Here is an 18,698-nt window from a genome sequence, read left to right on the forward strand (position 1 = left end):
GATCGGCAGGATCGCCTTCTCCCGGGAACTCTTCCCGGGCCCGGCCCGACCACTGATGCGGGAGCCGCCGAACGGCCCCTGCCGTCCGTATGCCGAAGGAGCACACGTATGCCCGCCCCGAGACGACTGGCCGCCGCGGCGGCCGCCCTGGCCCTGAGCCTCACCGCCGCCGCGTGCGGCGGCACATCCGGGACATCGGATGCATCGTCCCGTACGCCAGGCGGCGACGGAACGGCCGCCGAGCGAGGCGCCGCCCCGGCCTCCGGCTACCCCGTGAAGATCGAGAACTGCGGCACGACCCAGGTCTTCGACAAGGCGCCCAGCCGGGTCGTCGTGATGAACGGCGCCTCCGTCGCCGAGGTCTCGACGCTGCTCGCACTCGGCCTCGGCGACAGGATCGCCGCGAACCAGCAGTCGTACGGCATGTCCGAGGTACCCGGCCGCGCCGAGGCGATCAAGAAGCTGCCGACCGGTGGCGTCCGGCAGAACGACGCCTTCGGCGTCCCCCGTGAGTCGATGATCGGACTGCGCCCCGACCTCGTCCTGTCGACGACGTCGTACGGCTTCGACGCCAGGAACGGATTCGCCACCCGCGACGAACTGAGGAACGTCGGTGCGCGCACCTACATATCTCCCCAGGGCTGCCACGACGAGAATTCGAGGCTCACCATCGAGGACAGCTACCGCCTGCTGCGCGACATGGGACGCATCTTCCACGTGTCCGACCGTGCGGAGCGGATCATCGCCGCCTCGCGCAGGCACATCGACGCCGTCGCGGCGAAGGTGAAGGGCAGGAAGAAGCCCAACGTCATGATGCTGTTCACGAACATGACGATGGGCAGCAACGACTTCAGCGCCGTCGTGGCCAGGGGAATCTACAACGACATCCTCGGCCGGGCGGGCGCCACCAACGTCTTCGAGAACGCGTCGAAGACGTCGTTCGCCGACCTCAGCAAGGAGAAGGTGGCGGCCACCGACGTCGACGCGCTCGTCGTCATCGCCTACCAGGACCCGGACCCCGCGGCCTACGCCGAGAAACTGTTCAAGGAGTTCCCCCAGTGGCCGGCCGCGAAGAACCACACGTACGTGACGCTGTCCGACTCGATCTATCTGAGCCCCGACAACGATCTGGCCGTGGAGCGCCTCGCGAAGAAGCTCCACCCGGAAGCGTTCTGACGTCACCGGGCCGCCACCGGGCCGTCCTCGCGCTCTGCGTCCTTCCGGTCGCCCTGCTGGGCGTCATGCTGGTGGCCGTCAGCATCGGCGCGGTCGGCGTCCCGCTGGGCGAGGTGTGGCGGATCGTCTGGCATCACGTCACCGGCCTCGGACCGGCGTCCGACGACATCGCGACCGACCAGATCGTCTGGACGTTCCGCACCCCGCGCGTCGTTCTCGCGGCCCTCGCCGGAGCCGGACTCGCCCTGTCCGGCGGTGTGTTGCAGACCGTGGTCGCCAACCCGCTGGCCGACCCCACCGTGCTCGGCTTCTCCTACGGCGCCACCCTCGGCGCCGTCCTCGTCATCACCCTGGGCGGCGGAGCCGCCCTGTACGGACTTGGCGTCCCGGCCGCCGCGTTCGCCGGATCGGTCGTCGCGGGTGCGCTCGTGTTCCGGCTCGGCCGGCGCCACGGCCGGATGGCCCCCACCCGGCTCGTCCTGGCCGGGGTGGCGATCGGCTACGTCTTCCTGTCGGCCACCAGCTACGTCCAGCTCCGGGCGACGCCCACCGAACTGCGCACCGCCATGTTCTGGATGCTCGGCAGCGTGGCCGGCGCGCACTGGCACCAACTGCCCGCCGTCGCCACGGTCGTCGTCGGTTCCACCGTGCTGCTCACCCTGTTCGGCCGCCGGCTCGACGTGCTGCTCGCCGGGGACGAGACCGCCACCTCCCTGGGAACCGACGTCAACCGGCTCCGTACGGTCCTGCTGCTGCTGAGCGCGCTGCTCACCGGCTCGGTGATCGCGGTCGCGGGCGGCATCGGCTTCGTCGGCCTGATGGTCCCGCACCTGGTACGGCTCAGCGTCGGCGCCGACCACCGCCGACTCCTGCCGCTGTCGGCCCTGCTCGGCGCGGTCCACCTGGTCCTCGTGGATCTGCTGTCCCGCACGCTGAACCGCCCCGACGAACTCCCGCTGGGCATCCTCACCGCGCTCCTCGGCGCCCCGTTCTTCCTGTGGCTGCTGCACCGCGACAAGGGTCTGGACTGAACACACGATGCGTCTCACCGTCGACCATCTCCACGTCACGCTCGACCGGCACCCGATCCTCCACGGCGTGGAACTGGAGGCCCGTCCGGGTGACCTCGTCGGTCTGGTCGGGCCCAACGGGAGCGGCAAGTCGACGCTCCTGCGCGCCGTCTACCGCTCCCTGCGGCCCGACGGCGGTGCGGTCAGGGTGGGCGGTGAGGACGTCTGGGAGCTGAGCCCCCGCGCCGCCGCACTGCGTACCGCCGCCGTCCTCCAGGACGGTACGGCAGGCACCGGCGGGCTCACGGTCACCGAGACCGTCGCCCTGGGCCGCGCGCCCCACCACGGACTGCTGGGACGTGACGGACCGAGGGACCGCAACGCCGTCGAGGACGCCATCGACCTGTGCGCCGTACGCCACCTCGCCCACCGCGACCACGCGTCACTGTCCGGCGGCGAACGCCAACGGGTGCTGCTGGCCAGGGCACTGGCCCAGCAGCCCCGTCTGCTGGTGCTGGACGAGCTGACCAACCACCTCGACATCCGTGCCCGGTTCGAGCTCCTGCACCTGATCCGCTCCACCGGCACCACCACGCTCGCCGTCCTGCACGACCTCGACCTCGCGGCACGCTTCTGCGACCACCTCGTCGTGCTGGACCGGGGCGTCGTCGTCGCCGCCGGTCCCGTGCTCGACGTGCTCACCCCGGCCGTGCTCGCCGAGGTCTTCGGTGTGTCGGCGTCCGCGCGCCGCGAGGCCGACGGAGTGGTCAGGATCAGCTACGCCGCCGAACCGCTGGCCTCCGCGTCCCCGGCGCCGCGCTGAACGGATGGACAGGGACCGTACGCCTCCCTCAGACAGCGAGCGAGGAAGCCGCCTCGTACCCGGCGCGCTCGATGGCGGAGCGCAGCAGCGCGTCGTCGAGACTCGTCCCGGTCACCCGTACCGTGTCGCTCTTGAGGTCGACGGACACCTCGGTGACGCCGGGGACGGCGTGTACCTCCGCCGTGACACCGGCGGCGCAGTGCCCGCAGGTCATGCCGCTGACGCGGTAGTCGATTCGATTCATGGCGCAACTCCTGGAACGGGGAGACATCCGTGGGTCTCCGGCTGTGTGCGTGCAGGTCCGGCTCTCGGCCGGCCCCGGTCCTCCACGAGTCGGCCAGGACCGCGCCCCGGTTCCCCTGTGTCGCGGGCGTCACTCCGACGGGCGAGACCGGACGCCGGGCGCCCGCGGCGTGTGTCCGGCGCGGTGTTCCGGACAGGCACCTGGCCGATCGGGTGTCTTCCTCACCCGGTACGGCACGGTGCGCGCGGGGGGTGCCAAGATGTCGCCGTGTCCGTCAGCCGGGTGTCACGCCTCTCGCGCGCCGCGATGTTCGCGGCCGTGTGTGTCGTGCTCGCCGCCGCGGGCCACGTACTGATGTCCGGCTCCCCGCTGCCGTGGCCGGTACTGGCCCTGGCTCTCCTCGGTACGGCCCTGGCCGGTTGGGCGTTCGCCGGAAGCGAGCGCCGCCGGGGCACGGTGGTCGTGCTGACGCTCGCGGTGCAGACATGTCTGCACGTCGTGTTCACTCTGGCCCAGTCGGCCGCGCATGGGTCCGCGGCGCCCGGCACCCCGTCGGTGAGCCCCGAGGAGTGGGCCCGCCACATGCTGTGCGGCGACCCGTCGCCCGAAGTGGCGGCCCGCGCATACGACTTGGCGGTCCGGACCGGGCTCACCCAGGGCACGCCCGTGCCGTCGTCGCACGGACACGGCGCGATGGCGCACGACATGGCGGGAACGGCGGGAACGGCCGGCCCGGCGGCCATGGCCGGCATGCACCACATGGGCGGCATGTCAGGGCACATGGGCGGCATGTCGGGCACGGCTTCATGGGGCATGCTCGCTGTCCACGTGCTGGCCGCCCTGGTGTGCGGTGTGTGGCTGGCCCAGGGGGAGCGCGCGGTGTTCCGCGTCCTGCGGGCCGTGGCCGACCGGACCTTCGTACCGCTGCGGCTGGTCCTCGCCGTACTGCCGGCCGCCCAGGTGCCCTCGCCGCCCCGTCGTGCCGTCGCCGCCGTGCGACGCCTGCGCGCGCGGCTGCTCGTCCACACCCTCACCACCCGAGGTCCCCCGGGAGCGCGCACTGTCGCATGACAGTCCGCGCCACGCGTCCGGCGGCCGAGCGCTGCCCGGATGCGCTCCCGTGCACGCTCCCTGAAGCGGCACGGCTTTTCCTCCGCCTTCCCGCGACGCGCCTCCGGTCTCCGGACACCTGTGCCGTCGGCCTGACGCGCGCGCCCAGCGGGATCCGAGAAGGGACCTCGGGCCATGACTCCTGCCCTGCCCGCGGTGGCCGACGACACGGTCACCGCCATCGCCCTCGCCGCCGCGCGCGGTGACGGCGACGCCAGCGAACGCTTCGTGCGCGCACTCCAATGGGACGTGCGCCGTTTCGTGACCTATCTCGCCAAGGACGCGCAAGCGGCGGACGACCTCACCCAGGACACGTTCCTGCGCGCCCTGTCGAGCCTGCACCGTTTCGAGGGCCGGTCCTCGGCCCGTACCTGGCTGCTGTCCATCGCACGCCGTGTGGTGGCCGACAGCCTGCGGCAGGCCGCCGTACGACCCCGGATCGCCGACACGGCCGACTGGCAAGGCGCCGCCGAGCGGTCTCAGCCCCAGGGGCTGCCCGGCTTCGACGACGGTGTCGCCCTGATGGAGCTGGTCGACGGGCTGCCGCCGGACCGGCGGGAGGCCTTCGTCCTCACCCAGCTCCTCGGCCTGTCCTACGCGGAGGCCGCCGCGTTCGGCGGGTGCCCGGTCGGCACCGTGCGCTCGCGCGTGTCACGAGCGCGTTGCTCCTTGGCGAGCTGCCTCACCGACGTTACCCCGGCACCGGAGGACGTCACCGAACTGGTCACCGCCTGACGCCGCCCCGCACCGGACCGGCCCCCTCGCCTCCCCGCTCGGGCACGAGGCCGGGGCGTCGGCCCGCCCGGCGCCCCTCGGGGCCTCTCCGGGCGGGACCTAGCGGGCGCCCCGGGCGGCGCCGCGGAAGCCGACCATGCGGAAGATGCGCAGCTCACGCCGTACTCCCGGCAGCTCGGAGATCAGCAGGGCCAGGACGGCGCCGCCCAGCAGCACCGCCTCAGCCGTCAGAATCCGTTTGGCTGTCATCGCCTCTCCCTGCTCGCTCGTGTCAGTGACGCCCTTACGTGTGACGCCCTTACGTGTCCGGTCCTCCGGTCACCCCGGGGAAAGGTCCGGCATGACCTCCATGACCGTGTCGTGCTGCTTCCAGTGCACCCCGGTGGACCTGCGCGCGTCGGAGGTGCCGTCCTCGTGGTGTCCGGGCTGCTTCCGGTACGGGCCCGCGTTGCCCTGCCGGATACCGGAGACATGACTGGCGGTGTCGGGTCGCACATCGGGCTTGCCGATCCTGATCTCGCCCATGACATGTTCCTTCCTGTCGGATCTCCCGGGCTCCGGCGCCCGCCGGACGAGCGGGCCGCCTGTTCCGTTCACGGCCGTTCGGTCAGCTCCGTGAAGAACTGCTCGACGGCGGGCCAGACCCGGCCGCCGCCGGACAGGCCCCGCCATTCCCGGCGTACCAGCGCGACCAGCCGGTAGCAGTCGTCGACCGGCACGATCCAGTGGTGGCGCAGCTCGCGGGCGGTGTTCACCAGCAGCGCCTCCACCTCGGGTGCCACGGAGGCGAGATCGTTACACCGCGCGACCGCCTCCCGCCAGGCCGCGGGATCCACCTCCCAGCGGGTGGCCCCCGCCGGGCTCGGGTAGTGCGCCGACACGGTGCCGTCCGCCCGGGGCACGAAGAAGGCCAGCCCCACGGGCACCCCGAGCGGCCCGGTCTCGACCGGCGGCAGCCGCAGTCGGCGCCGCCGGATCAGCCGGTAGTGACCGTCACCGGCCTCCTTCTCCGCGAACAGCAGCGAGCACGCCTGGCAGGCGCACAGCGCTTCCTCACGGCCGGTGTCGTACAGATGGCGGTGGTCGGCGGCGACGGGCTCGCTGCACAGGTCACAGCGCTCCTCCGGGCCGCTGGTGGGGCGGTCGGCGGACGAGCGGATGAGCCGGGCCAGCGTGCCGGTCACGACACGCCCTGGCGCTGGTCCGGCCGGCGCGTCAGCGCCTCCAGGGGGACGAACGCGCCCGCACCGGCCTCCGGCACCGGCTCGACCGCCGTCAGTTCCGGTGCCGCCGTCAGCACGGCCTCCCGGACGGCCTCCTCGACGCCGGCGGACGCGGACCCGCAGCCGGATCCGCAGCCGGGGGTCTTCAGCCGGATCCGGGCGGCCCGCTCGTCGACGTCGATCAGTTCCACGTCGCCGCCCCGCTCCTGGAGGACCGGGCGCAGCCGCTCCACGGCGCGGGCGGCCCGGCGCGCGGGCGGCTCCGGGTGGATACCGTGCAGCACCAGCAGATGACCGAGCAGCTCGTCCGCGGCCAGGTGTCCTGTGAGCGCGTGGTCCGCGTGGTCCAGGACCCTGGCCAGGGCCTCGCCGTACACCTCGGTGAGCGCGCGTACGGCGTCCACGGCCGCGTGGGCCGTGGGGCCGGGCGCGTGCTCGACCTTCTCCAACAGCTCGTCGACGCGTGCGATCCGTGCCGCGACCTCGCCGTCGCCGAGCCGCGGCGGCGTGCGCACCGGCTCAGCCATGGGAGGCTCCGTACATGGGGGAGTGCTGGGTGGTGAGCGTCTTGCCCTTGCCGAGATACATGTGCACCCCGCAGGGCAGACAGGGGTCGAAGCTGCGGACGGTGCGCATGATGTCGACACCCTTGAAGTCGTCCGGACCGTTCTCCTCGAAGATCGGCTGGCCCTGGACGGCGTCCTCGTACGGCCCCGGAGTGCCGTAGCTGTCGCGGGGGCTGGCGTTCCACGGGGTCGGCGGATACGGATGGTAGTTGGCGATCTTCTTGTCCTTGATGACCAGATGGTGCGAGAGCACCCCGCGCACGGCCTCGTGGAAGCCGCAGCCGATCGCCTCGTCGGGCACCTCGAAGTTCTCGAACACCTTGGTCTGCCCGGTCCGCACCAGTCCCATCGCCTCCTCCAGGAACTGGAGCGCCATCGCGGCGGCGTAGGCGACGAAATAGGGGCGGGCGCGGTTGCGTTCGATGGTGTTGCTCCACCGGGGGACGCGCCACTCCAGCGTGGTTTCCGGGAGCTTCTCGCTGCGGGGCAGCGAGATCTGGACGCTGTGCCCGGTGGCCTTGATGTACGGCGTGTCGACCAGGCCGTTCAGCGCGGTCGACCACAGGCGGGCGAGCGGGCCGCCGCCGGTGTCCAGGGCCAGGTGGTCGCCGCTCCTGCTGTCGTACCACCGCGGGCTCATGACCCAGCTGTAGGTGGAGTCGAAGTCCCGCTTCTGCGGCAGCGGCACCGTGGTCTGGTTCCACGGGTGGCGCATGTCGACGGGGTTGCCGAGCGGGTCGTGGGTGACGAACGGCTCCTGACCGGCCCAGTCCTCGTAGTAGGAGCTGCCCAGCAGGATGCGCATGCCGAGGTTGATGTCGACGAGGTTGTTGGTGACCAGCTTGCCGTCGACGATGATGCCGGGGGTGACGTACATCGCCTTGCCCCACTCGTTCATCGTCTCGTAGCGGTAGTCGACGACGTCGGGGTTCTGCCAGGCGCCCCAGCAGCCGAGCATGATGCGGCGGCGGCCGACCTCCTCGTAGCCGGGCAGGGCCTCGTAGAAGAAGTCGAAGACGTCGTCGTTCATCGCCACGGCCTGCTTGACGAAGTCCAGGACCCCCATCAGGCGGGACAGGTAGTCGGTGAACGTGCTGGGCTGCGGCATCGTGCCGACGCCGCCCGGATAGAGCGTCGACGGATGGACGTGCCGGCCCTCCATCAGGCAGAACATCTCCCGGGTGACCCGGCTGATCTTCAGGGCCTCCTTGTAGACCTCGCCCTCGAACGGGTTGAACGCCCGCATGATGTCGGCGATCGTCCGGTAGCCGTGCACCTGGCCGCGCGGTGCCTCGGTGCGCTCCGCCCGCGCCAGGACACCGGGGTTGGTCGCCTTGACCATCGCCTCGCAGAAGTCCACGAAGACCAGGTTGTCCTGGAAGATGGTGTGGTCGAACATGTACTCGGCCGCTTCGCCGAGATTGACGATGTGCTCGGCCAGCGGCGGCGGCTTGACGCCGTACGCCATCTGCTGGGCGTAGTCGGAACACGTCGTGTGGTTGTCGCCGCAGATACCGCAGATGCGCGAGGTGATGAAACCGGCGTCGCGCGGGTCCTTGCCCTTCATGAACACCGAATAGCCGCGGAACAGCGACGAGGTGCTGCGGCACTCCACCACCTCGCGGTTGGCGAAGTCGATCTTCGTGTAGATCCCGAGGTTGCCGATGATCCGGGTGATCGGGTCCCAGTTCATGTCCACGATCTGCGGAGGTTTCCGCCCGGCGGTACCGGCCCGGTCCTCGGTTGTGGTCATGTGTGTTCCTGCCCTCGCTGCTCGGTGCGGTCGTCGGTCGGTGCGGCGCGCGGTCTCACGCACGCCAGTACGGGTCGTAGCCGGAGGTCAGCGCCGGCTCGTTGCGGCGCCACTTGGGTTCGCGGTTGACGGCGGCGTTGGTGATGCCGCGCATTCGCCGGATGAAGGCGCCGTACGGCTTGATGAGGAGGGACGACAGGCTGCCGCCCGCGGGCTCGTCCATGAACGGCATGAAGGTGTCCGGGAATCCGGGCATGGTGCAGCCGATGCAGATGCCGCCCACGTTCGGACAGCCGCCGATGCCGGACATCCAGCCGCGCTTGGGCACGTTGCAGTTGACGACCGGCCCCCAGCAGCCCACCTTCACCTGGCACTTGGGGGAGTTGTAGTCCTTGGCGAAGTCGGCCTGCTCGTAGTAGGCGGCGCGGTCGCAGCCCTCGTGCACGGTCCGCCCGAACAGCCACTGCGGGCGCAGCATGTGGTCCAGCGGGGGCGGCGGCGCGGTGCCCGCGGCGTGGTGGAGGACCCAGACGAGGGTCTCCATGAAGTTCTCCGGCTGGATGGGGCAGCCGGGGACGTTGACGATCGGCAGGCCGCCCTGCGACCTGAACTCCCAGCCCAGGTAGTCGGCGAGCCCCATCGAGCCGGTGGGGTTGCCCGCCATGGCGTGGATGCCGCCGAACGTCGCGCAGGTGCCCGCGCCGACCACCGCCCACGCCTTCGGGGCGAGCCGGTCGATCCACCAGTTCAGCGTGAGCGGCTCGCCCGTCACCTCGTCGTTGCCGAAGGAGGTCCAGTACCCGTCGCCCTGGATGATGTCCTGGTTCGGGACCGAGCCCTCGATGACCAGGATGAACGGCGCCACCTCGCCGCGCAGCGCCGCGCGGAACGGGGCCAGGAACTCCTCGCCGCCCAGGGTGGGCGAGAGGACCTTGTTGTGCAGATTCACCTTGGGCAGACCGGGGACGAGGCCCAGGACCAGGTCCTCGATGGCCGGCTGACCGGCCGCGGTGAGCGAGACGGTGTCGCCGTCGCAGCTCATGCCCTCGGAGATCCACAGGATGGTGACCTCGTCGAAACCGTCACGCTTCTCGGACCCGCCCGGTGCGGGCGCCGCGTCGTGTGTGCCGCTGTCGGTGCTCATGCTGTGGGCCTCCGTTCCGGTCGGTCCCGGCGCCGGTCGCAGGCCGCGGGCACCGGTGCCACGAGGGTGGGCGCGGGCGACGGGTCCGGCGCGCCGGGGTGCAAACGGGCCGCCGCGGCCTGACGCGGGTCCCGTCCCGGGTGCTCGGCCTGCCGAAGCCGCCCGGCCGTCCGGTGATCGTGCTTCGGCGTCTCAGGGGCAGCCATCGGGCCGTCCTCTCCCCGGCCCGTCGGCCAGTGGTCCGAGCGGCTCGACCTCGTCGGGCCGGAAGTGGTGGTAGCGGCCGTACCAGCTGTTCAGCTCGGCCGCGGGATCGTCGTCCAGCGTGACGGCGAGATGCACGCTGCCGTCCACGTCGTGGAGGACCGCCGCGACCTCGGCGGTACGGCCGACCAGGAACATGTCCTGGGCGTCGGCGCCCCGGCCGCGCGGGCGCAGCCGCACCCGGCTGCCGCCCCGTACGGGGGTCCCGTCGACGAGCACCGTGTCGGTGGCCGGCGACAGCCCGTCGTCGGCGCCCTCCTGCCACCACACCGCCCGGCCGGCGGGGGCCACCGGCCGGGTCACGGGCGCGGACGGAGCCGGGGCCGGTTCCAGCGAGCGGATGGCGCCGTGCAGCCGGGTGAGGATCTCCGGCGGCATGGTCTCGACCCGGTCGAGGATCCGGGCGGCACGCGGGTCGGTGGCACGTGCCTCGCGCTTCTCCTCGTCGGTCAGCAGCAGGGTGCGCAGCGTCAGGATCTCGTCGATCTCCGCGGCGTCGTGGAGATCACCCGGGCTCTCGGGCGCCACCTGCGGGTGATCGGGGAGGATGATCGGCGCCGACAGCACGGCGTCCGCGGCGGACCCGTCCCCGGCACCGGTGCCCGCGGCATCCGGGGCGCGACGGCCGGCCGTGGGCGGCTCGCCGCCGAGCACGGGGAACGTGAACGCGTTGCGGCACGCACGGGCGTGGAGCCGCAGCTCCTCCGGCGGGTCGATCAGCGAGACGAACCGCACACCGTCTCCGCCGACGAGCGTGTGCGCGGCGATCAGCGCGGTGCGCAGCGCCTCGCCGCGAGGCACGCCCGGCACCGGAGCGGGGCCCGTGTTCTCGGTACGGATCCGGAGCCGGCAGACGCCGTCGGCGACCCGCTCGGCCACGACACCGGCGCTCGCCCGGACGGCTGCGCGCCGCCGCACCACTCGTCCGGCGCCCCCGGGCAGCGGCTCGACGTCCTCGCCGTCCGGCGCGCCCACCGGGAACACGTTCTCGCGTACCAGCAGGTCGTCGAGCGGGACGACGATCTCGTGCTCGCACGGCACCGCCTCGTCGAAGGTGAGATGCGTCGTGCCGTCGTCCGCGCGGATCGACGCGACCGGACGGCAGCGCTCTCCCCGGACGGCCTCCTCGGCCTGCTTGTGCTGCCACTGGAGGTAGCGCACCCGCACCCGCACCACCGCGCCGGGTCGCTCGACGCGCAGCAGACACTCCGTCTGCTGGTACCAGGAGTCGGCTGACCCCGAGATACCGGGCTCGACCGGGCCGTCCCGCTCCACCCAGTCCCGGGGGAAGAGGACGCCGAACTGCCACCGCACCCGGTTCTTGGGCGAGGACCGGCGGTACGGGTAGAGCAGATATCCCTCGTAGAGGACGGCGTCGGCGACGGCACCGAGCTGTTCCAGGGCGCGTCCCGCCCGGTCCGGCGGCGGCGCCGGGGCGGCCGTCGCGCCGGTGCGCGCGCGACCGCCCTCGACCGGAGCCTTCGTCATCCCGCCTCCTCGTCACCGTGCGTGCGCCATTCCTTCCACCACGGTCACTCCGCTCACGCGTTCCCGCCCTTCCAGCGCCTTCGCGTTGAGCCGTTCAGGGGAACGACGGGCGACAGCGGCGGGGGCGGATCCGCGGCGCGCCGGGACCGGCCGCCGGACAGGGCCCGTGCCGTACGCCGCTGGACCGGGGAGGACGGGCGCCCGCGATCCTTCTCGGCGCAGACGGGTGAAGACCGCGCGCAACCAGGTGGTGAGAGGCGCCGGTGCCCCCGCCCCGGAGGATCCTGGCCGCCGTGAGCGTCGTCGTCCTCAGGAGGTGGCCAAGGCGTGCGGGTACTCGTGGCAGGCATCGGGAACGTCTTCCTCGGCGACGACGGCTTCGGCGTCGAGGTGGCGCGGCGGCTGCGGATCCGCGGCGGGCTGCCGGAGGGCGTCGAGCTGATGGACGTCGGCATCCGCGGCATGCACCTGGCCTACCGGCTTCTCGACGGCTACGACGGCCTGCTGCTGATCGACACGATGCACGGCGACGGGCCGCCGGGCACGGTCTACCGGATCGAGCACGACTCGGACGCCCCGGCCCGGGGGAGCGGCCTCGACGGACACGGCATGGACCCCGGCTCGGTGCTGGCCCTCCTCGGCGAGCTCGCCACCGCCAACGGCGTCCGCCGCCCGGTGGGCCGGATCCTCGTCGTGGGCTGCGAACCGGCCTCGCTGGACGAGCACATGGGACTGTCCGCACCGGTCGCCGCCGCCGTCGGACCCGCGCTCCTGGCCGTCGACGAACTGCTGGCCCTGCTGCTGGAGAGCCCGGCGGAGCGGACCGGCGACAGACCGGACCGATCGGTGGCGCGGCGTGTCACATGAGCACCGAGCCGCGGTCCGGGTCGTAACGTTCCTGTCCTGGCGGTCCGGCAGCGACGCTCGCGCCGGACGATTCCGCAGGTCCCCCTCCCCATGGCACACCGGCCGGTCCGGCACCGGCCGCCTCACACACCCCGGGAATCCGCATGCACGAGTTGTCGATCGCGATGGCCGTGGTGGAGCAGGTACAGGAAGCCGCGGCGGAGCACGGACACGTTGCCGCCTCGTCCGTGTCCCTGCGGCTCGGGGAACTCGCGGGCGTGGTGCCGCAGGCACTGCGCTTCAGCTTCGAGCTCGCCGCCGCGGGCACGGTGCTGGAGGGCGCCCGGCTGTGCATCGAGCAGGTGCCGGGGCGGGCGCGCTGCGCGAGCTGCGACACCGAGTGGGCCACCGGCGTCCCCCCGTCCCTGTGGTGCCCAAAGTGCCGGGGCTCCGCGGCCGACCTGGTGTCCGGACGGGAACTGCACATCGCCGAAGTCCGATGGACCGTCCGCACCGACCCCCCGGTAACCGCATCGCCCCACGAGGAGAGCTGACCATGTGCCAAGTCGCCGATCTCCAGCAGGCCGTCCTCGTCAAGAACGACGAACGAGCGGCGGACCTGCGGGCCGAACTGGCCCTCCGCGGCACCACGGTGATCAACCTGCTGTCCAGCCCCGGCAGCGGCAAGACCGCGCTGCTGGAGGCCGAGCTCGCGCACGCCCGGACCGAGGGCGTCCCGGTCGCCGCCCTCACCGCGGACCTGGCGACCGAGAACGACGCGGTACGGCTGGCCCGGTCGGGCGCGCCGGTCAAACAGGTGCACACCGACGGTCTGTGCCACCTGGAGGCGGACATGCTCCGCGCGCACCTCGACGGCTGGCTGCCCGACGGCACCCGGCTGCTGTTCGTCGAGAACGTCGGCAACCTGGTCTGCCCGGCCTCCTACGACCTGGGCGAGTCCCTGCGGGTGGTGCTCGCCTCCGTCACCGAGGGCGAGGACAAGCCGCTGAAGTATCCGACCGCGTTCGGACTCGCCCAGCTCGTCGTGGTGACCAAGAGCGACCTCGCCGAGGCCGCCGGATTCCAGGAGAGCACCTTCCTCGCCAACGTCCAGCAGGTCAACCCGGGTGTGGAGGTGCTGTTCACGTCCGCCCGGCGCGGACAGGGCGTCGGCGAACTGGCCGGGCGGGCGCTGGCGGTCGCCGAGGGCGGCACCGTCCACCGGCCGGTCATGGCCCGCACCGGCACCGGCACCGCGCACAGCCACCACGCCCCGGCCGTGACGCACCCGTGACAGGACACCCCGGCACGGCACCCGCCGCACCCGGGCTCCAGCGCCGCCGGGTGACGGTGCGCGGAGCCGTGCAGGGCGTCGGGTTCCGGCCGTTCGTCTACGTCCTCGCCGGCGAACTGGGCCTGGCCGGGCATGTCGCCAACACCGTCGACGGGGTGGTCGCGGAGGTGGAGGGCAGCGGCACGGCGCTGGCCGACTTCTGCGACCGGGTGGCCCGCGACGCGCCGCCCCTCGCCGTCGTGGAGTCCGTCTCCCACGAGGCGGTCGCCGCGGTGGGCGAGAGCGGGTTCGCCATCACCGCCTCCCGGCCCGGCAGCACGGCGCGCACACTGGTGGCGCCCGACACCGCGACCTGCGACCGGTGCCTGTCCGAACTGGGTGACCCGGCCGACCGGCGCCACCGCCACCCGTTCATCAGCTGCACCCACTGCGGGCCCCGCTTCACCATCGTCACGGGCCTGCCCTACGACCGGCCCCAGACCACCATGGCCGGCTTCCCCATGTGCCCGCGCTGCCGCGACGAATACCGCGACCCCGCCGACCGCCGCTTCCACGCCCAGCCCATCGCCTGCCACGACTGCGGCCCCCGGCTCCGTCTCGTCACCCCGGACACCGGCACGGCACGAGGCGGCGACGCCGACCCGATGACCGAGGCCCGCCGACTGCTCGCCGAGGGCGCCGTGGTGGCGGTCAAGGGACTGGGCGGCTACCACCTGGCCTGCGACGCGGGCAACCCCGGCAGCGTGCGAACGCTCAGACGGCGCAAGGGGCGCGGGGACAAGCCGTTCGCGCTCATGGTGCCGGACCTGGCCCACGCCGAAGCCCTCGTCCACGTCGACGCCGCCGCCCGCAGGCTGCTCACCGGCGGCCGCCGCCCCATCGTGCTGCTGCGCCGCAGACAGCACACCGAGCGGGACATCGCCGCCGACGTCGCCCCCGGCAGCGCCGATCTCGGTGTGATGCTGCCCTACACCCCGGTGCACCACCTGCTGTTCGGGCTGCCCGGCGACCCGCCGGGCCCGCACGCCCTCGTCATGACCAGCGGCAACCTCGCGGGCGAGCCCGTCATCACCGACGACGGCGAGGCGCTGCGCCGCCTCGCGGGACTCGCCGACGCCTGGCTGACGCACGACCGGCCCATCCACGTCCCCTGCGACGACTCGGTCGTACGGGTGCTCGACGGCCGGGAACTGCCGGTGCGCCGGGCCCGCGGCTACGCGCCGCTGCCGGTGCGGCTGCCCCTGCCGGTCCCGCCCGCCCTCGCCGTCGGCGGGGACCTCAAGAACGCCTTCTGCCTCGGCGAGGGCCGCCGCGCCTGGCTGTCGGCGCACGTGGGCGACATGGACGACCTGGCGACGCTGACGGCCTTCGAGGGCGCCGAGCGGCAACTGGAGGAGATCACCGGAGTCCGGCCCACGCTGCTGGCCGCCGACCGCCATCCCGGCTACCGCTCGCGGAGCTGGGCCCACCGGGCTTCCGCCGGACGCCCGTTGATCACCGTGCAGCACCACCACGCGCACATCGCCGCCGCACTGGCCGAGAACGGCCACGACGGCGGGAGCCCGGTCATCGGCGTCGCCTTCGACGGCACGGGGTACGGCGACGATGGCGCCGTATGGGGCGGTGAGGTCCTGCTCGCCGACTACGACGGATACCGGCGCTTCGCCCACCTGCGCTACGTACCGCTGCCGGGCGGTGACGCCGCCGTCCGGCGCCCGTACCGCATGGCCCTGTCCCATCTGCGGGCGGCGGGCCTCGCCTGGGCGGACGACCTGCCGTGCACGGCCGCCTGCCCGCCCGCCGAACTCAAGACGCTCGCCGTGCAGTTGGAGCGCGGCCTGTGCTGCGTGCCCACCTCCAGCATGGGCCGGCTCTTCGACGCGGTCTCCTCGCTGACCGGGATCTGCCACCACGCGCGCTACGAGGCGCAGGCAGCCATGGAGCTGGAGGCGGCGGCCGTCCGCGCCGGTGACCCCACCGGCGCCTACGCCTTCGAGCTGGCCGGCGGACCGGGTGACCCGCTCACCGCCGACCCCGGCCCCGTCCTGGCCGCCGCCGTCGCCGATCTGCGGCGCGGAGCACCCGTCGAACTGATCGCGGCCCGCTTCCACCGGGCGGTCGTCGATCTCGTACGACGTCTGTGCGCGGCGGCCCGGGACCGGCACGGGCCCGACACGGTGGCCCTCAGCGGCGGCGTGTTCGCCAACGCCCTGCTCGGCACGGCCTGCGCGGACGCGCTGCGCGCGGACGGCTTCACCGTCCTGAGCCACCGGCTGGTGCCGCCCAACGACGGAGGGCTCGCCCTCGGCCAGCTCATGGTCGCCTCGCGCGCGGCGGCGCCCACCCCCGGCGCACAGGGCCCGCACCCGCGCCCTGCCCACGACCGTACCCACCCCGAGGAGGACTGAATGTGCCTTGCGGTACCCGGAAGAGTGCTGCACATCGAGGAACGTGACGGCACCCGTATGGCCACCGTCGACTTCGGCGGCGTGGCCAAGGAGGTGTGCTGCGAGTACCTGCCGGACCTGCGGGTCGGCGAGTACGCGATCGTCCACGTCGGCTTCGCGCTGCAACGGCTGGACGAGGAGTCGGCACGGCAGACCCTGGCCCTGTTCGAGGAGATCGGGCTGCTGGAGGAGGAGTTCGGCGATCCCTGGGAGGCGGCCGCCCGGGACAGCGGGGCGCCCCGCCCGGCCGGCGCCGGGACGCCCGAGGCGACGGCCGACGCGACACGGAAGGCGGAACGATGAAGTACATCGACGAGTTCCAGGACCCGGACCTGGCACGCAGACTGCTCGACGACATCCACGCGACCGTCACCCGGCCCTGGGCCCTGATGGAGGTCTGCGGCGGCCAGACCCACTCGATCATCCGGCACGGCATCGACCAGCTTCTGCCGGACGCCGTCGAGCTGATCCACGGCCCCGGCTGCCCGGTCTGCGTCACGCCGCTGGACGTCATCGACAAGGCCCTGGAGATCGCCTCCCGGCCCGGCGTGATCTTTTGCAGCTTCGGCGACATGCTGCGCGTGCCCGGATCGGGCAGCGACCTGTTCCGGGTGCGCGCCGCGGGCGGCGACGTACGCGTCGTCTACTCCCCGCTGGACGCGCTGCGCCTGGCCCAGAAACACCCGGACCGCGAGGTCGTGTTCTTCGGCATCGGCTTCGAGACCACCGCCCCGCCCAACGCGATGGCGGTCCACCAGGCACGCAGGCTCGGCGTCCGCAACTTCAGCATGCTCGTCTCCCATGTGCGGGTCCCCCCGGCCATCGAGGCGATCATGGAGTCGGACACCTGCCGGGTGCAGGCGTTCCTGGCCGCGGGCCATGTGTGCAGCGTCATGGGCACGGACGAGTATCCGGCGCTGGCCGAGCGCCACCGGGTGCCGATCGTGGTGACCGGCTTCGAGCCGCTGGACATCCTGGAGGGTGTGCGCCGCGCGGTGCGGCAGCTGGAGCGGGGCGAGCACACCGTGGACAACGCGTACCGCCGTGCCGTACCGGCCGAGGGCAACCCGGCGGCCAAGGCCATGCTCGCCGACGTCTTCGAGGCCACCGACCGGGCCTGGCGCGGCATCGGGGTCATCCCCGGCAGCGGCTGGCGGCTGTCCGAGCGCTACCGCGACCTGGACGCCGAACACCGCTTCGCGGTCACCCACATCGACACCCGCGAACCGGCGCAGTGCCGCAGCGGCGAGGTCCTCCAGGGCCTCATCAAACCCAAGGAGTGCGCCGCCTTCGGCACGGTGTGCACTCCGCGTACGCCGCTGGGCGCGACCATGGTCTCCAGCGAGGGCGCCTGCGCCGCCTACTACCTCTACCGCCGGCTCGACGGCGACGGCACACGGGGCGCCGGCCGGACGAGCCAGGCGCCCGCGGCCCTGGAAGGAACCTCCGTTGTCTGACCTGACCGGCACCACCGGCCTCACAGCGCCCCGGCCGGCAGCCGTGCCCGCGCCCGACTTCTCCGGCTGGACCTGCCCGGCACCGCTGCGCGACCAGCCCTGCGTCGTACTGGGGCACGGCGGGGGCGGTGCGATGTCCGCCGAACTGGTCGAGCACGTCTTCGCCCCGGCCTTCGGCGGTCCGGCCCTGGCCGGGCTCGGCGACTCGGCGACCGTCACCCTCGGGGGAGCGCGGCTGGCGTTCTCCACCGACTCCTTCGTGGTGCGGCCCCTGTTCTTCCCCGGCGGCTCCATCGGCGACCTGGCGGTCAACGGCACGGTGAACGACCTGGCCATGAGCGGGGCCCGCCCCGCCTATCTCTCCTGCGGGTTCATCCTGGAGGAGGGCGTGGAGATGCCCCTGGTGGCACGCGTCGCCGAGGCGATGGGCCGGGCCGCCCGCGCCGCCGGGGTGGAGATCGCCACCGGGGACACCAAGGTCGTCGAGGCGGGACACGGGGACGGCATCTACATCAACACCGCCGGGATCGGTGTCGTACCGGACGGTGTCGACATCCGCCCGCAGCGGGCGGTACCGGGCGACGTCGTCATCGTCAGCGGCCCGATCGGCCTGCACGGCACGGCGGTGCTGAGCGTCCGCGAGGGCCTTGAGTTCGGTGTCGAGGTGGAGAGCGACTGCGCCGCGCTCGGCGGTCTGGTCGAGACGATGCTCGACGTCACCCCCGACCTGCACGTGCTCCGCGATCCGACGCGCGGCGGGCTGGCCGCCGCGCTCAACGAGATCGCCGCGGCGGCCTCCGTGGGGGTCGCCGTCCAGGAACGGGCGGTTCCGGTGCCCGCGGCCGTGGCGAGTGCCTGCGCCATGCTCGGCCTGGACCCCATGTATGTCGCCAACGAGGGCAAGCTCGTCGCCTTCGTCCCCCGCGAGCACGCGGACGCGGTGCTGGCCGCGATGCGCGCCCACCCCCTCGGCACCGAGGCGGTGATCATCGGTGACTGTGTCGCCGAGCACCCCGGGATGGTGGTCGCCCGCACCGGCCTGGGCGGCACCCGCGTGGTCGACCTGCCGATGGGCGAGCAGCTGCCGCGCATCTGCTGAGCCCACCCGCCATGGGCTC

General features: G+C 72.9%; 20 protein-coding genes. 12 read left to right on the forward strand and 8 right to left on the reverse strand.

Annotation, left to right across the window (positions count from 1 at the left end; all coding sequences use genetic code 11):
• The first annotated feature begins 108 nt into the window (after positions 1 to 108).
• The 3 genes from B086_RS0117875 to B086_RS0117885 all read left to right on the forward strand — a co-directional run bounded on the left by B086_RS0117875 (position 109) and on the right by B086_RS0117885 (position 3,009).
• Complete coding sequence (locus B086_RS0117875) at positions 109 to 1,176, forward strand: ABC transporter substrate-binding protein (RefSeq protein WP_018567800.1); 1,068 nt, start codon at positions 109 to 111, stop codon at positions 1,174 to 1,176.
• A gap of 65 nt (positions 1,177 to 1,241) precedes the next feature.
• Positions 1,242 to 2,207, forward strand: a complete 966-nt coding sequence (locus B086_RS0117880) for a FecCD family ABC transporter permease (protein ID WP_018567801.1) — start codon at positions 1,242 to 1,244, stop codon at positions 2,205 to 2,207.
• Between the two features lie 7 nt (positions 2,208 to 2,214).
• A complete protein-coding gene (locus B086_RS0117885; RefSeq protein WP_018567802.1) occupies positions 2,215 to 3,009 on the forward strand; it encodes an ABC transporter ATP-binding protein in 795 nt (264 codons plus the stop codon).
• A 28-nt stretch (positions 3,010 to 3,037) separates the two neighbouring features.
• Here the strand turns inward: B086_RS0117885 and B086_RS0117890 are convergent, their stop codons facing one another.
• Positions 3,038 to 3,253 (reverse strand): heavy-metal-associated domain-containing protein, encoded by a 216-nt coding sequence (locus B086_RS0117890; RefSeq protein WP_018567803.1) that lies wholly within the window; start codon positions 3,251 to 3,253, stop codon positions 3,038 to 3,040.
• Positions 3,254 to 3,520: 267 nt separating this feature from the next.
• Between B086_RS0117890 and B086_RS0117895 the strand changes: the two genes are divergently transcribed.
• Together B086_RS0117895 and B086_RS40195 are read left to right on the forward strand one after the other, a co-directional pair.
• Positions 3,521 to 4,324, forward strand: coding sequence for a hypothetical protein (locus B086_RS0117895; protein ID WP_018567804.1), 804 nt, complete (start codon positions 3,521 to 3,523; stop codon positions 4,322 to 4,324).
• Between the two features lie 174 nt (positions 4,325 to 4,498).
• The gene (locus B086_RS40195) at positions 4,499 to 5,098 is read left to right on the forward strand and encodes a sigma-70 family RNA polymerase sigma factor (RefSeq protein ID WP_018567805.1); all 600 of its coding nucleotides are present in this window, start codon (positions 4,499 to 4,501) and stop codon (positions 5,096 to 5,098) included.
• Positions 5,099 to 5,197: 99 nt separating this feature from the next.
• Here B086_RS40195 and B086_RS45010 read toward each other — a convergent pair whose 3' ends face one another.
• From B086_RS45010 to B086_RS40200, 7 genes are all read right to left on the reverse strand, one after another.
• On the reverse strand, positions 5,198 to 5,347 hold the full coding sequence (locus tag B086_RS45010; RefSeq protein WP_018567806.1) for a hypothetical protein: 150 nt from the start codon (positions 5,345 to 5,347) through the stop codon (positions 5,198 to 5,200).
• A gap of 69 nt (positions 5,348 to 5,416) precedes the next feature.
• A complete protein-coding gene (locus tag B086_RS0117910; protein ID WP_018567807.1) occupies positions 5,417 to 5,623 on the reverse strand; it encodes a hypothetical protein in 207 nt (68 codons plus the stop codon).
• Positions 5,624 to 5,691: 68 nt separating this feature from the next.
• Positions 5,692 to 6,282 (reverse strand): DUF5947 family protein, encoded by a 591-nt coding sequence (locus B086_RS0117915; protein ID WP_018567808.1) that lies wholly within the window; start codon positions 6,280 to 6,282, stop codon positions 5,692 to 5,694.
• Entirely contained in the window at positions 6,279 to 6,848 is a 570-nt protein-coding gene (locus B086_RS0117920) for a NifU family protein (RefSeq protein WP_018567809.1), read from the reverse strand. The genes B086_RS0117915 and B086_RS0117920 overlap by 4 nt, the downstream gene beginning before the upstream one ends.
• Positions 6,841 to 8,640, reverse strand: coding sequence for a nickel-dependent hydrogenase large subunit (locus B086_RS0117925; protein ID WP_018567810.1), 1,800 nt, complete (start codon positions 8,638 to 8,640; stop codon positions 6,841 to 6,843). The genes B086_RS0117920 and B086_RS0117925 overlap by 8 nt, the downstream gene beginning before the upstream one ends.
• A 55-nt stretch (positions 8,641 to 8,695) precedes the next feature.
• Entirely contained in the window at positions 8,696 to 9,784 is a 1,089-nt protein-coding gene (locus B086_RS0117930; protein WP_018567811.1) for a hydrogenase expression protein HypE, read from the reverse strand.
• A 192-nt stretch (positions 9,785 to 9,976) separates the two neighbouring features.
• On the reverse strand, positions 9,977 to 11,536 hold the full coding sequence (locus B086_RS40200) for a hypothetical protein (protein ID WP_018567812.1): 1,560 nt from the start codon (positions 11,534 to 11,536) through the stop codon (positions 9,977 to 9,979).
• Between the two features lie 339 nt (positions 11,537 to 11,875).
• Between B086_RS40200 and B086_RS40205 the strand changes: the two genes are divergently transcribed.
• The 7 genes from B086_RS40205 (at position 11,876) to hypE (ending at position 18,679) form a co-directional block, all read left to right on the forward strand.
• On the forward strand, positions 11,876 to 12,403 hold the full coding sequence (locus B086_RS40205; protein WP_199790764.1) for a hydrogenase maturation protease: 528 nt from the start codon (positions 11,876 to 11,878) through the stop codon (positions 12,401 to 12,403).
• 143 nt (positions 12,404 to 12,546) lie between these two features.
• Positions 12,547 to 12,936, forward strand: coding sequence for a hydrogenase maturation nickel metallochaperone HypA (gene hypA / locus B086_RS0117945; protein WP_018567814.1), 390 nt, complete (start codon positions 12,547 to 12,549; stop codon positions 12,934 to 12,936).
• A gap of 2 nt (positions 12,937 to 12,938) precedes the next feature.
• Entirely contained in the window at positions 12,939 to 13,676 is a 738-nt protein-coding gene (gene hypB, locus B086_RS0117950; RefSeq protein ID WP_018567815.1) for a hydrogenase nickel incorporation protein HypB, read from the forward strand.
• Positions 13,673 to 16,084, forward strand: a complete 2,412-nt coding sequence (hypF, locus tag B086_RS40210) for a carbamoyltransferase HypF (RefSeq protein ID WP_051115855.1) — start codon at positions 13,673 to 13,675, stop codon at positions 16,082 to 16,084. Before hypB ends, hypF begins: the two co-directional genes overlap by 4 nt.
• Entirely contained in the window at positions 16,085 to 16,426 is a 342-nt protein-coding gene (locus tag B086_RS0117960) for a HypC/HybG/HupF family hydrogenase formation chaperone (protein ID WP_026252532.1), read from the forward strand. It begins immediately after the preceding gene.
• Positions 16,423 to 17,580, forward strand: coding sequence for a hydrogenase formation protein HypD (gene hypD / locus B086_RS0117965; protein WP_018567818.1), 1,158 nt, complete (start codon positions 16,423 to 16,425; stop codon positions 17,578 to 17,580). Before B086_RS0117960 ends, hypD begins: the two co-directional genes overlap by 4 nt.
• Positions 17,573 to 18,679 (forward strand): hydrogenase expression/formation protein HypE, encoded by a 1,107-nt coding sequence (hypE, locus tag B086_RS0117970; RefSeq protein ID WP_018567819.1) that lies wholly within the window; start codon positions 17,573 to 17,575, stop codon positions 18,677 to 18,679. The genes hypD and hypE overlap by 8 nt, the downstream gene beginning before the upstream one ends.
• Positions 18,680 to 18,698: the final 19 nt, after the last annotated feature.

It is taken from the genome of Streptomyces sp. PsTaAH-124, from assembly GCF_000373685.1.
GTDB classification, from domain to species: Bacteria; Actinomycetota; Actinomycetes; order Streptomycetales; family Streptomycetaceae; genus Streptomyces; species Streptomyces andamanensis.